Genomic DNA, 12,609 nt, shown 5'->3' with positions numbered 1-12,609 from the left:
ACAAACGTTCGATAAAGGGGGATGGACATGCTTTGGTACGAAACAGCAAGTATCACGGAGAAAAAAACCTCAATGAAACGAATTGAGTTTCATTTAAAGAATTTCAAAAATTATCAAGCAGCGATCTTAAATATCGAAAGGCAGCTTGAAAAAAGAAGCCCGCATCATCTCGATCACATGACACGGAAAAAGTTAGAAGAGCAAAAAAGTCAGTATGAACTCATCGTTGCTTGTATTGAAACGGCATTAAAAGAGTTGGATGAAATAGAGCAGCAGCTCATCGATTATAAATATTTTCGAGATTGGCGGATGGCAAAATGTGCAATGGAAATCGGCTATAGTGAAAAAACACTCTTTTTGATGAAGCGCCAGCTCATGGATCAGTTGCTCATCAGCTTAGCCGCCATCACCAATATTTAAAAAAGATGCTGTCCTATTTGATAAAACGCAGCAAACAGACATAAAGACCCGATGATGGTGACCAATAAGTAGACAGCAAGCTGTCCAATTTGCCGCTCATGCAGCATGGACGCAGCCTCTACACTAAATGTAGAGAATGTTGTAAAACCACCGAAAAAACCAGTCCCAATGATCATAAGCAGCGGATCATTGTTAGTCACTGCACCTGTCAGTAAACCTAAACCGGCTGCGCCGAGTAAGTTGATGAGAATAATACTAAACGGAAAACGAGTATGAAACTTGGTTTTCTGAATCGATTGACTGAGGAAAAAACGAAGGGCACTGCCTATCCCGCCAGCAACAGCTGTATACAATACAATCATTTATCTGCTTCCTTTCGGCTGCTCATTTTGTTGAAAGAGGTGCTGAGCGGTGATCAGTCCACATAAGGCAGCGCCCACTCCAGCAATCACTGAGAGTAGAATGTACATGACACTTGATGTGAACAGTCCATCCTGTAATAAGAGAACTGTTTCTTTAGAAAAAGTGGACATTGTCGTAAAACCACCACAAAATCCTGTTCCGATTAAAGCAGCAAGATATTTTTTTCCCTTCCGAAACATAAAATACCCTGTTGAAAAGCCAAGAAGCAGACTGCCTATAATGTTTTCAATCAGCGTTGCATAGGGGAATGTGTGGCTGACAACGGACTGGCTAAGTTCATATCTACAAAGGGTACCAACCAGTCCACCGATAAATACGGCGAGATATGCTTTCATTTACATCATTTCTCCTTTAGAAAAAATGGCGGGTGATCCGTCACCACTCCATCAATGGGATATGTTTTGATCCTGTCGGCTGTTTTTTGGTCATTCACTGTCCATACAAAGACATCCATTCCAAATGAGTGGATGCGATCAATCCACCATCTGTTGATCAGCGTTTTCTTCATATTAAGGCAATCCGCAAAGGAGCTGTACTCCGCTAATTTCCTTTTCGTCAGTTTGAAGGCAGAGGGTTTTATAATAAAAGCCGTTCGAAGAGAAGGGGCGTAAGCTTTGACTCTTTGAAGGGCATTGGCATCAAAAGATTGAACCATGATGTGACGGGAATAGGCAAACCGGTTGATGATGTCGACAACTGCTTTTTCAATCCCAATCTGCCGTTTTGGATGCTTGATCTCAATCAGTATCCCGACACGCTGACTGTACCTTTGAAGGATTTCCTGTAAGGTGGGAATTCGTTCGTTGGCGTACTGAGAATCAAACCAGCTTCCTGCATCCAGTTTCTTCAGCCGATCAAGTGTATAACTTTTCACTAATCCGCTTCCGTTACTCGTTCGATCAACGGTATCATCATGGATAACGGCTACGTGCTGATCCATTGTCAGCTGGACGTCTAACTCAATATAATCCGCACCCTGCTGAACAGCTAAATCAAATGCGGCGATTGTATTTTCTGGGGCAGCGCTTGATGACCCTCTATGTGCGATAATATACACATGCTCCAGCTCCTGACATAAGTTCTGGTCTTATCATATCAAATTTTTGCTGTTTTTCCTTATTTACTATATGGAACGAGGGAGAGCTGTATGTAATGGAACATGGCTTGTGGTGAGAAAGCATCGTGTATAAAAGGTGAAAAGTTGCAGGAATATCCCAAGCTCTTATTGAGTAAATCTGAACTACATCATTTTTTCTTCGATCAATTTTGTCCAAATCGTCAGCGTTCGTCAAAATATTAGTGCTTTCGTCATGTTGACTGAAAATTCTGATGTTTTATAATGATGAAAAGGAGGCGAGATGATTGGGTAAAGGGAGAATTAGAGTGGAAGAACGTATTAAGGCCGAAACGGATGCTGAAATGTTTAAAGCGACTCTCCTTGATCAGGCTCAGAAGAAAAAGTAGTTTGCTGCCCGTCGATATGTCTCTAGCCAAAATTTCATATTTGAACATCATGCCTCGGGATTATTCCCGAGGCTTTTTATGTAGAGGTCAGACATTTAAGAGAGGACATGAACGAAGGTTATATTATAAACTAGAGAGGATTGTTTTAAAGGAGAGAGACAGACATGTTTACACAAAAATGGATGGATACATATTTTACAGTAGATATTGCGATCCAAATTGGAATCAGCCTTTGTATTTTATTGCTGTTTTTATTGCTTCGGAAAGTATTTACGAAGTATTTATTTCAACTTCTGTTTAGGCTGACAAATCGGTCGAAGACGGAGGTCATTAACCAAATTGTTGTGGCATTTGAAAAACCAGCCAGACTGTTTTTCGTGGCACTTGGTTTATATTTTGCGTTAAGACAGGCGCCATACTTTGAGCATCATATGGATGTCATCATTAAATTGTATAGATCCTCCATTATTTTGATGCTGACGTGGGGACTTTGTAATTTAACCGCAGCATCTTCCTTCTTATTTCAAAAGGTCAATTCGAAATTTGAATTAGAAATGGATGATATTTTAGCACCGTTTTTATCAAAGGTACTTCGTTTCATTATTATCGCACTAAGTATTAGTATCATTGCACAAGAATTTAATTATGATGTCAATGGACTTGTGGCAGGTCTTGGTTTAGGTGGTCTAGCCTTTGCGCTGGCTGCGCAGGATACAGTGGCTAACTTTTTTGGAGGGATTGTCATCATTACAGAGAAGCCTTTTACGATGGGCGACTTTGTGGAGACACCAAGTGTTCTTGGGACTGTTGAAGATATTACATTTCGAAGCACAAAGTTTCGAACACCTGCTGAAGCCGTTGTGACCGTTCCGAATTCTACGCTTTCTAAGGAGCCGATCACAAACTGGACGAGAATGAATAAACGTCAGATTACGTTTTCTGTTCGCGTTTCCTACAATACACCAAAGGAAAACATTGATCAGTGTATTAAGCGTCTCAAACAGATGCTTCACGAGCATGATGGTGTGCATAAGGAGACGATTATGGTGAATCTCGATGTACTGGCAGACAGCTATTTGAACTTGTTTTTCAACTTTTATACAAACACGACAGCTTGGTCTGAAAACCTTGATATTAAGCAGGACATTAACTATCGCATCATAGATATTTTCCACGAAGAAGGTGTAGAATTTGCTTTCCCTGGACAGACCATTTATATGAAACAAAAAGGCGAGAAACAGCTGGGTGAATAAAGGAGGAATGGTACGTGGATCAAAAAAAGGTGGAAGCGCTAAGAGAGAGAATATCGCAGGCTTCACATATCACAGTACTCTCAGGTGCAGGTATGAGTACAGAATCGGGTATTCCTGATTTTAGATCAACGGGTGGATTGTGGACGGAAGATACTTCTCGCATGGAGGCGATGAGCCGGTCCTACTTTTTATCAAATCCTCATCAATTTTGGCCGAAATTTAAGGAATTGTTTCAGATGAAAATGAGCGGGGAATACGAGCCAAATAGCGGGCACATCTTTTTAGCCAGCCTTGAGCAACAAGGGAAGCATGTGGATATTTTTACCCAAAATATTGATGGTCTTCATAAAAAGGCGGGAAGCCAGCACGTATATGAACTCCATGGTTCCATTCAAACGGCTACTTGTCCATCCTGCCAGGCGGTATATGATTTGCCTTATTTGTTAAAAGAAGAGGTGCCTGTCTGTCAAAGGGTTTCCTCTGATGGCAGTACGTGCGGACGTGTGCTAAAAACAGATGTTGTTCTTTTTGGAGATATGGTCAAACATTTAGACCAAGTGGAGGCATCACTTCAGAAAACGGACATGCTCCTTGTCATAGGGACTTCCCTAGAAGTAGCGCCAGCAAGATATATTCCAGAAGATGCAGCCCATGATCCTTCCATCTTTATGGTGATGATGAATTTAAGTGAAACAGAATTCGATCCGCTTTTTGATCTTGTCTTTCATGAGCGAATTGGCGATCTTGTGAAATCTTTATAAATCATTAAAAAACCCGCATCCTAAAGGTGCGGGTTTTTCTTTATTGTTGCAGCGGCTTCATTGTTTCATCAAGGACTTCAAATGTATAGCCCTTCGCCTTTAGCTGCGTGATTAAGCTGCTTAAGTATTTTGCCGTTGCCGGCTGATCGTGCATTAAGATGATTTTTGGTTCTTTTGGATATTTTGTTTGCAGCACTTGCAGCTGATTTAATACCTCTGGTACATATTTTGAGCTTTTATATTTCCAGTCCAGACTGTCAATGGTCCAGTCCCAGTAGACAAAGCCTTGTTGTTTTAAACGTGCTTTTTGCTGATCGGTTAAATTTGGGGTGCTGCCATAAGGTGTTCTCACAAGATGGGTATACTCACCTGTGACAGAAGCCAAAATGCGCTGATCTTCCTTCATCTCGTTAACAGGAGAATCACTTTTTTGATAAAAGCGTTTCACATCATGGGTGATACCATGAAGCCCTAATTGATGACCTTCTTGATGGAGTCTTTTCACAGCTGCCGGGTGTTCTTTAATCTGCGGCCCGAGCATAAAGAATGTAGCCTTCACTTTTTGCGCTTTCAGCACATCTAACAGCTGATTAGAAGTCGCTGATGGACCATCATCAAAGGTTAAAAAAATTGTTTGATCCGTTATATGTTTATTTGAATCGATCTTAAAATGTGCATCTAATGTTTTCCGAGAAGCATCTTTTGCTTTCATACTAGTGCTTGTGTCCCTAAATTGACTGCTCGCAGACAATTTCGCCGGCTGATCTGCTGCCTGCATATTGGTTTTGGACATATCCCAAATAAAAAAGAGGATCAGTGTCAGAATGACAAAACCAATCGCCTTTGAGAGCAGCATTGTGTTTGAAGGTGTCTGTTTTTTTTTAGCCCGTTGCATTACAATCGCTCCAATAAATCAAAAATTTGTGTCGAATCATGTAGTAGATTCTGTCTTTTTCCGCTGTTTTTTGTCATGTTTATATGGTGTCAGTATACAGGAAAAAAGAGCCTATGAATATAGAAGTTGCTAAAAAATTGGAATCTTTTTGGTTATGAATCTAAATTTGTTACAATAGAAGGTTATCCATTTCATATGATGTGAAATAATTCTGAATAATCATTGAAACGTATCCATTTATCCGCTAAGATAGCATCAGATTCAACCATTATTGCAAAGCGAAGGGGAGATTCCATATGAAAGTATTGTACAATGGAGATTTCATTGAAAAAAAGGATGCACATGTTGATATTGAGGACAGAGGCTATCAATTTGGTGACGGAGTCTATGAGGTCATCCGTGTATACAATGGTACTTTGTTTACATTAAAGGAGCATACAGAGCGTCTGTTCAAGAGTGCAAAGGAAATCGGCATTCATCTGCAAGGTACAGTATCTGATATGGAAGAAAAGTTAAAACAGCTCGTCGCTCACAATCAATTAACAGATGGCGGTGTGTATATTCAAGTCACGCGGGGTGTTGCCCCTCGTAAACATCAATATAGTAATTCTCTTACTCCTCAAATCACGGCATATACGTTCCAGGTGAAAAAGCCTGTTCAAGAGCAGACAGCTGGTGCAAAGGCCATATTATCTGAGGATCTTCGCTGGTTAAGGTGTGATATCAAAAGCTTAAACCTTTTATATAACATCATGGAAAAGCAGAAAGCATCTGAAGCTGGTGCGTTTGAAGCAATACTCATTAGAGAAGGTTTTGTGACAGAGGGAACCTCCTCGAATGTATATGCCGTTATTGACGGCGTGATTCGCACTCACCCTGCAAACAATCTCATTTTAAACGGCATTACCCGTAGAAAGCTGTTAGAAGTATGTGAGGAAGAAGGGTATAGTGTTGAAGAGACTCGTATAAGTAAAGAAGAACTGCTGCGCGCTCAGGAAATCTTCATCAGCTCGACGACGGCTGAAGTCATTCCGATTGTTGAAATAGATGGCGAGCCAGTAGGGAAAGGCGTTCCAGGCGAGCTGACAAAGCGCGTACAGGAAGGCTTCCAGCAAAAAATTAAACATGAAAGTGAAGCATCGATCTCTTCATAAATAAAAAAGGCTGTAAACATTCGTTTACAGCCTTTTGTGATGCATTTATTTCACAATAAGCACAGGTATATCTGATTTTGCTGATAACTTTTCACTCACACTGCCAAATAGCATTTTTTTCAATCTGCTTTGGTCACGTGCTCCCATGACGATGAGGTCTGCTGATATTTCCTCAGCATATTCGATAATCGCTTCTGCCGGTTCTCCCTCCACAATTTCAATGGCAGCCTCAAACTGCTCCTCATTTAAAAGCATTCTTGCTTCTGCGACGACCTCTTCTGTATGGTCTTCAAAAATCAAGGGACTTTGCTGTTCATCATGAGGCACATACACAGGGGGTGTTTGAAGATCTGCCGTACCGCCGCCGATATAAGCTCCGCCAGTCATTGGGCGCGGTGCATCAAACACCTGTCTGCCTGTTTTGCCATCATGGGCATAGGCAACGGTCAGCTTGGCATGCAAGGTTTTGGCTAAAGCGATTGCCTTCTTTAATGCTTTCTTACTGTCTTCATGTCCATCAAACGCAACGACCATCCGATCAGCTTGAAACAATGTCCTCATTCCTTTCAAAAGGAGTCTTTACACTCATGGTATACCCGTTAATAGAAAAAGATACACATAAGGGAGATTGATTTTTGTTAGAAAATTTCATTTATTGAAAAATATTTATTGACAAAATGGTGACAGCCGCTATAAGATAAAAAAAGATTCAAGAGCCAAAAGGAGGAAATGTCATGTGCAACATTGGAAGAATGAAATCAAACTGCATGAATGGGTTGATTCACGTGACAATTACACCTTCATTGGTCATTGAAAAGGAACTCGTATGTTCCAATTGATCGGATGAATCAAGGCGTATGTTGCGTATTTGTCAACATGCGCCTTTTTACATGACGAAAAGAGGCGTACCAGCCAGCTGGTGGCCTCTTTTTTTGTTGTATTCATTTCGCATTCCGAAATAAAGGGATGGAAAACAACAAGTAAATGAAGAGGAGTGAAAGCATGTGAACATGCCAAAATCAAGACAAATGATAAAAGCCCAAAAAACGAAACAAGGTGACTTGCAGGAAAATTTAGAAAGCGGCTAGCTTGAAAAGGAGAGACAAACATGTTTTCAGTATTTGCGAAATTAGGCTGGTTCTTTAAACAAGAGTGGAGGCGTTATACAATCGCTATTACGCTTTTGCTCATTGTGAATGTGCTTGAAATGCTGCCGCCAAGATACCTTGGCCAGGCAGTGGATGACATTCGTTCTGGTCAATTTACAACATCCAGTATTTTGTTTTATGTGACCATTTTTTGCTTACTCGGTGTCGTCGTCTATACACTTACATATTTTTGGATGTATCAGTTATTTGGCGGCGCAAATGTCATGGAGCGTGTGATGCGCGGGAAACTGATGCGCCACTTGCTGAAGATGACACCGACCTTTTATGAAAGGAAAAAAACCGGTAACTTAATGGCATTAGGAACAAACGATTTAAATGCTGTAGCCTTAACGACAGGCTTTGGCGTTCTGACCTTGGTTGATTCCACTGCTTATATGCTGATGATCTTCTTTACGATGGGTCTGACAATTAGCTGGAAATTAACCTTAATGGCGATTATCCCTATGCCGCTGATGGCGCTCTTAATTGCGTTTTATGGCAGCAAAATCCATGAGCGCTTTACTGTCGCTCAGGATGCATTTGGTGATATGAACGATCGTGTTCTTGAATCAGTGGCAGGCGTTCGAGTCATTCGGTCTTTTGTGCAGGAGAAACAAGACGTCAAACGCTTTCGCGAAATGACAGATGATGTATTCCAAAAAAACATGCGAGTGGCGATCATTGATTCCTTGTTTGAACCGACAGTGAAATTACTTGTAGGAATCAGCTATTTAATCGGAATCGGCTACGGAGCCTATCTCGTATTTCAAAGTGATTTAACCATTGGGGAGCTTGTTGCATTTAACGTCTATCTTGGCATGATGATCTGGCCAATGTTTGCGATCGGCGAATTGATTAATATTATGCAAAGAGGAAATGCGTCGTTAGACCGGTTGAATCATACACTCAGCTACAAGCCGGACGTAACAGACGCTGCTCAGCCGAAAACGTTACAAGAGCCTGGAGATATTAAGTTTGATCACGTGACATTCAGGTATCCAACTTCACCTAAAGATAATCTCATTGATGTGTCCTTTACCGTTCGAAAAGGGCAGACGATTGGGATTACAGGCAAAACGGGAAGCGGCAAAACGACCATTGTCAAACAGCTTCTGCGCCAGTACCCGGCAGGTGATGGGCAAATCTTGCTATCAGGTGTTCCAATCCAAGACATTGAATTAGATCAGTTATTTCAATGGATCGGATACGTACCTCAGGATCATATTCTTTTCTCAAAAAGTGTCGAACATAATATGCGCTTTGGTCATCGGGACGCGAAACAAGATGAGTTAGCACAAGCAATCAAAGATGCTTACTTTGAAAAGGATCTACGCCTTCTGCCAGAGGGTTTGGAGACCATGGTTGGGGAAAAAGGAGTTGCGCTGTCAGGCGGACAAAAACAGCGAATATCCATTGCACGTGCTTTATTAATTGATCCAGACATTTTAATTCTGGATGATTCATTGTCTGCTGTAGATGCAAAAACAGAAACCGCTATCCTAGAAAATCTAAGACAAAACCGTCATGGCAAAACGACGTTTATTACGACTCATCGCCTATCAGCTGTTGAACATGCGGATCTCATTCTTGTCATGGAAGAAGGACGCATTGTCCAAAAGGGCACTCACAACGAGCTCATCCAGCAGGATGGGTGGTACAAAGAACAATTTTTGCGTCAGCAGCTGACAAATCAGCTGGAAGGAGGGGATGAGGCATGACAACAGGACGAAGACTCCTTGCCTACGCACTCCTATATAAGAAAGTACTGTCTGTTGCCTTAATCTTTCTAATGATTGCAGTTGGTGCTGAGCTGACAGGACCGTTTATTGGGAAGAAAATGATTGATGATCATATTTTAGGTGTAGAAAAACCGTATGTCGAGGTCAATGAAAAGACAGACAAAACCGTTTATTACCAGGGAAATAACTATATACGAAGCGATCGATTAAACAATGGAATGGAATCTGGAAAGCAAATTAATGTGGTGCAAGTCGGGTTCGGTTACTATTTTGTGAATGAGCCGATTCGTTTTGATGGAAACAGAAAAATATCGGGAGATCAGCTCACCATTGATAATGGGAACGAGCGTGAGACCTATGAGGTACAGCGTTTATCAAAAGAAGAGATTTTTGCTTTTTATCAGCCAGAAATCAGTGGTTTGGTGCAGCTTGTTCTATTTTATCTAGGGCTGCTCATCGTTGCGATTTTCTTTCAGTATGGGCAGCATTATTTGCTCCAGAGGATTGCAAATCGAATTATTCAAAAAATGAGGGTAGACGTCTTTGAGCACATCCAAACGCTGCCGATCCGATATTTTGATAATTTACCGGCTGGAAAGGTTGTCGCGAGAATCACCAATGACACGGAAACCATTCGTGACCTATATGTCACAGTCCTTGCTAATTTTGTGACGAGTGCCATTTACATGATTGGGATTTACATTGCCATGTTTTTATTAAATGTGAAGCTGGCACTCATTTGTTTGGTCGCAGTACCAATTATATTCCTATGGTCGATGACTTACAGAAAGTTTGCATCCGTGTACAATCACCGAATTCGTTCGATCATCAGTGAAATCAATGCCAAGTTAAATGAAGCCATTCAAGGGATGACCATTATTCAAGCGTTTCGTCATGAGAAAGCGACGAAAGAGGAATTTGATGAGCTGAACAACAATCACTTTCGGTATCAGCGAAAGATGCTGCATTTAAATTCACTTCTTTCACATAACTTGGTTAACCTGCTGCGAAATTTAGCATATGTGGCGCTCATTTGGTATTTTGGCGGTGCGTCATTAAGTGCGACAGGCATTGTGTCCATTGGTGTGCTCTATGCGTTTGTCGATTATTTAAATCGATTGTTTCAGCCGATCACAGGTATTGTGAATCAATTCTCTAGGTTGGAATTAGCAAGAGTTTCATCGGAAAGGGTGTTCCGATTATTAGATGAACCCGGTACAGAGGTGGAAGAACCTGTTCAGAAGAAGCTGGAGGGACACGTTCAGTTCAAAGATGTCACCTTTGCTTATAATGAAGGGAAAAATGTCTTAAAGAACATTACGTTTGAAGCTAAGAAAGGTCAAACGGTTGCACTTGTGGGGCATACTGGTTCTGGGAAAAGCTCGATCATGAACTTGCTGCTGCGTTTTTATGACATTCAGCAAGGAGACATTCTCATAGATGGCGAAAGCATTTATGATCAGTCGCGTCAAACGCTGCGTAAACAAATGGGCATTGTGCTGCAAGATCCGTATTTATTTTCGGGAACGATTGCCTCCAATGTCAGCTTAGGAAATGAAGACATCAAAAGAGAAACCATTGAATCCTCATTAAAGCAAGTAGGCGCAGCAGAGTTATTGAAGCATCTGCCGCAAGGCTTTGATGAACCAGTCGTTGAAAAGGGAAGCACCCTTTCCTCAGGGGAACGTCAGTTGATTTCATTTGCGCGCGCATTAGCATACGATCCAGCGATTTTAATTTTAGATGAAGCCACCGCCAACATTGATACAGAAACAGAAGCGATCATTCAGCGGGCGCTTGATGTAGTCAAAGAAGGACGAACGACTTTTGTGATTGCTCACCGATTATCCACGATTAAGAAAGCCGATATGATCTTGGTGTTAGAAAAAGGTGAAATCGTCGAGCGTGGCAGTCATGAACAACTCATGCAGCAAGAAGGGCTGTATGCGCAAATGTATGAACTGCAAAAAGGCGCTGTTGCAAACAGTTGATGAATAGTAGAAAAAAGAGCCTCTTCAAATTGAATGAGGCTCTTTTCCTTTGCATGAAAAAGTCGACGACTTTTACAGGTTATATCGTTTGGACAGGCTGCAACATCAATAAGCGATGCCGACGCGTTGATGCACAAATTCCTTCGAATTTAACTGCTGATATAAAAAGTGTGCGGTATCTTCAACTGAAATTTTCTTTCCATCTATAGGGAGAAAATCTTTCTCATAGCGATATGACCGTGTCACTTCTCCATCTGGTAAATAGGTTGGACAAATAATGGTCCAATCTAGATCAGTTGATTGAAGGATTTCAAACGCTTTCGCATGCTCTTTAGCTGCTCGGGAAGTAGTCCGCTTTGATTCATTTGTTTCAAAACGGTAAAGCTCCGGCTGCTGCCTTGCTTTTAAAATACCTGCTGTACCAATTGTAATAATTCTAGATGTATTTGTTTGCTTCATGGCTTGTACGATATGCTCCATTGAAACAGATAATGTATCATCACCATCTGTTGATAGACAGCTCACAACAATATCTGCTCCTTTCATTGTCTCAAGCACATCTTCTCGATTTCTTGAATTGCCGGTGACTTGAAACATACCCGCAAGCATTTCTTCTCGGTTTGTCCGAATCAATGAACGAACCATGTAACGATCATCTACTTGAACGAAACGAAGAAATGCTTGTCCTACACGTCCATGAGCACCGAAAAGAGCTATTTTCATCTGTTCGATCCCTCCACTACATACTATAAGTGAAAAGAACCCAAAATGGTACAACTTTTATGTGATGCTTTTTTTATAAAGGTGAAAGGACCGAATACTATGACCATATTCACATAATAGAGAGATCCCTACAAATTGTAGAAGTTCAAAGTTCATACCGGAAATAATGTCCATGAAGATCCGCCCCTTTCTACTACATGATATGAGCTGAAAGGAGTTTGGTGAGGGATAAAAACAAAAAAAGAAGACACCATAAGAGGTGCCTTCTATGATCCAGGTATGAAATTAAGCTTTTGTTCCGCCAAGGTTTTGTTGAGCGAAAGACACAAGACGTTTTGTAATTTCTCCACCAACTGAACCGTTAGCACGAGATGTTGTTTCTGCTCCAAGGTTTACACCAAATTCAGAAGCGATTTCGTATTTCATTTGATCGATCGCTTGCTCTGCTCCAGGAACTAGTAATTGGTTTGAACTATTAGAATTTGCCATGATGTGATTCTCCTTTTTGTATATGATTTATTTTTTTGGTTGGGTTTGCTGGAATCGCACCAGCGAAATGATCAAGTCATTTGCCACTTGGCGAAACCCAATGCAGTAACTGCTTTGTACTAAGTATTATGGTTATTTCCGAAAAAAAC

Annotated in this window: 14 protein-coding genes; 7 read left to right on the top strand and 7 right to left on the bottom strand. The window is 41.1% G+C overall.

The genetic code is table 11. From position 1 onward, the window contains the following. Positions 1 to 27: 27 nt before the first annotated feature. A complete protein-coding gene (locus AC3WTB_RS04900) occupies positions 28 to 420 on the top strand; it encodes a hypothetical protein (protein ID WP_034282242.1) in 393 nt (130 codons plus the stop codon). On the opposite strand, the gene crcB (AC3WTB_RS04895) is transcribed toward AC3WTB_RS04900, so the two are convergent. From crcB (AC3WTB_RS04895) to AC3WTB_RS04885, 3 genes are read right to left on the bottom strand one after another with little or no spacing between them, the layout of a single operon-like run. Beyond that, a complete protein-coding gene (gene crcB / locus AC3WTB_RS04895) occupies positions 417 to 782 on the bottom strand; it encodes a fluoride efflux transporter CrcB (protein ID WP_039177499.1) in 366 nt (121 codons plus the stop codon). The two genes, AC3WTB_RS04900 and crcB (AC3WTB_RS04895), sit on opposite strands and share 4 nt — an antisense overlap. After that, positions 783 to 1,178, bottom strand: coding sequence for a fluoride efflux transporter CrcB (gene crcB / locus AC3WTB_RS04890; RefSeq protein ID WP_039177502.1), 396 nt, complete (start codon positions 1,176 to 1,178; stop codon positions 783 to 785). It lies immediately after the preceding gene. A 5-nt stretch (positions 1,179 to 1,183) separates the two neighbouring features. After that, positions 1,184 to 1,900 (bottom strand): glycerophosphodiester phosphodiesterase, encoded by a 717-nt coding sequence (locus tag AC3WTB_RS04885; RefSeq protein WP_039177505.1) that lies wholly within the window; start codon positions 1,898 to 1,900, stop codon positions 1,184 to 1,186. 305 nt (positions 1,901 to 2,205) lie between these two features. Between AC3WTB_RS04885 and AC3WTB_RS04880 the strand changes: the two genes are divergently transcribed. The 3 genes from AC3WTB_RS04880 to AC3WTB_RS04870 all read left to right on the top strand — a co-directional run bounded on the left by AC3WTB_RS04880 (position 2,206) and on the right by AC3WTB_RS04870 (position 4,321). Further along, positions 2,206 to 2,307 (top strand): YhdX family protein, encoded by a 102-nt coding sequence (locus tag AC3WTB_RS04880; RefSeq protein WP_017360338.1) that lies wholly within the window; start codon positions 2,206 to 2,208, stop codon positions 2,305 to 2,307. A 164-nt stretch (positions 2,308 to 2,471) separates the two neighbouring features. After that, positions 2,472 to 3,560: a mechanosensitive ion channel family protein gene (locus tag AC3WTB_RS04875; protein WP_039177507.1), complete on the top strand. Its 1,089-nt coding sequence runs from the start codon at positions 2,472 to 2,474 to the stop codon at positions 3,558 to 3,560. A 29-nt stretch (positions 3,561 to 3,589) separates the two neighbouring features. After that, on the top strand, positions 3,590 to 4,321 hold the full coding sequence (locus AC3WTB_RS04870) for an NAD-dependent protein deacylase (protein WP_492333437.1): 732 nt from the start codon (positions 3,590 to 3,592) through the stop codon (positions 4,319 to 4,321). A gap of 40 nt (positions 4,322 to 4,361) precedes the next feature. On the opposite strand, the gene AC3WTB_RS04865 is transcribed toward AC3WTB_RS04870, so the two are convergent. Continuing rightward, entirely contained in the window at positions 4,362 to 5,216 is an 855-nt protein-coding gene (locus tag AC3WTB_RS04865; protein ID WP_268474899.1) for a polysaccharide deacetylase family protein, read from the bottom strand. A gap of 296 nt (positions 5,217 to 5,512) precedes the next feature. On the opposite strand from AC3WTB_RS04865, the gene dat reads away from it, so the two are divergent. Beyond that, entirely contained in the window at positions 5,513 to 6,370 is an 858-nt protein-coding gene (gene dat, locus AC3WTB_RS04860; RefSeq protein ID WP_492333409.1) for a D-amino-acid transaminase, read from the top strand. A gap of 45 nt (positions 6,371 to 6,415) precedes the next feature. On the opposite strand, the gene AC3WTB_RS04855 is transcribed toward dat, so the two are convergent. Then, complete coding sequence (locus AC3WTB_RS04855; RefSeq protein ID WP_095408097.1) at positions 6,416 to 6,922, bottom strand: universal stress protein; 507 nt, start codon at positions 6,920 to 6,922, stop codon at positions 6,416 to 6,418. Positions 6,923 to 7,478: 556 nt separating this feature from the next. Here AC3WTB_RS04855 and bmrC point away from each other — a divergent pair. Together bmrC and AC3WTB_RS04845 are read left to right on the top strand one after the other, a co-directional pair. Further along, positions 7,479 to 9,236, top strand: coding sequence for a multidrug ABC transporter ATP-binding protein BmrC (gene bmrC, locus AC3WTB_RS04850; protein WP_341083400.1), 1,758 nt, complete (start codon positions 7,479 to 7,481; stop codon positions 9,234 to 9,236). Beyond that, the gene (locus AC3WTB_RS04845; protein WP_058838785.1) at positions 9,233 to 11,248 is read left to right on the top strand and encodes an ABC transporter ATP-binding protein; all 2,016 of its coding nucleotides are present in this window, start codon (positions 9,233 to 9,235) and stop codon (positions 11,246 to 11,248) included. Before bmrC ends, AC3WTB_RS04845 begins: the two co-directional genes overlap by 4 nt. Positions 11,249 to 11,353: 105 nt before the next feature. Here the strand turns inward: AC3WTB_RS04845 and AC3WTB_RS04840 are convergent, their stop codons facing one another. Further along, on the bottom strand, positions 11,354 to 11,971 hold the full coding sequence (locus AC3WTB_RS04840) for an NAD(P)-dependent oxidoreductase (protein WP_039177527.1): 618 nt from the start codon (positions 11,969 to 11,971) through the stop codon (positions 11,354 to 11,356). 285 nt (positions 11,972 to 12,256) lie between these two features. Then, a complete protein-coding gene (locus tag AC3WTB_RS04835) occupies positions 12,257 to 12,460 on the bottom strand; it encodes an alpha/beta-type small acid-soluble spore protein (RefSeq protein WP_024425744.1) in 204 nt (67 codons plus the stop codon). Positions 12,461 to 12,609 lie beyond the last annotated feature (149 nt).

This window comes from Bacillus sp. EB106-04-04-XG123, assembly GCF_058791855.1.
The sequence above is the reverse complement of the archived record's forward strand: the minus strand, read 5'-3'. Positions and strand labels throughout refer to the sequence as shown.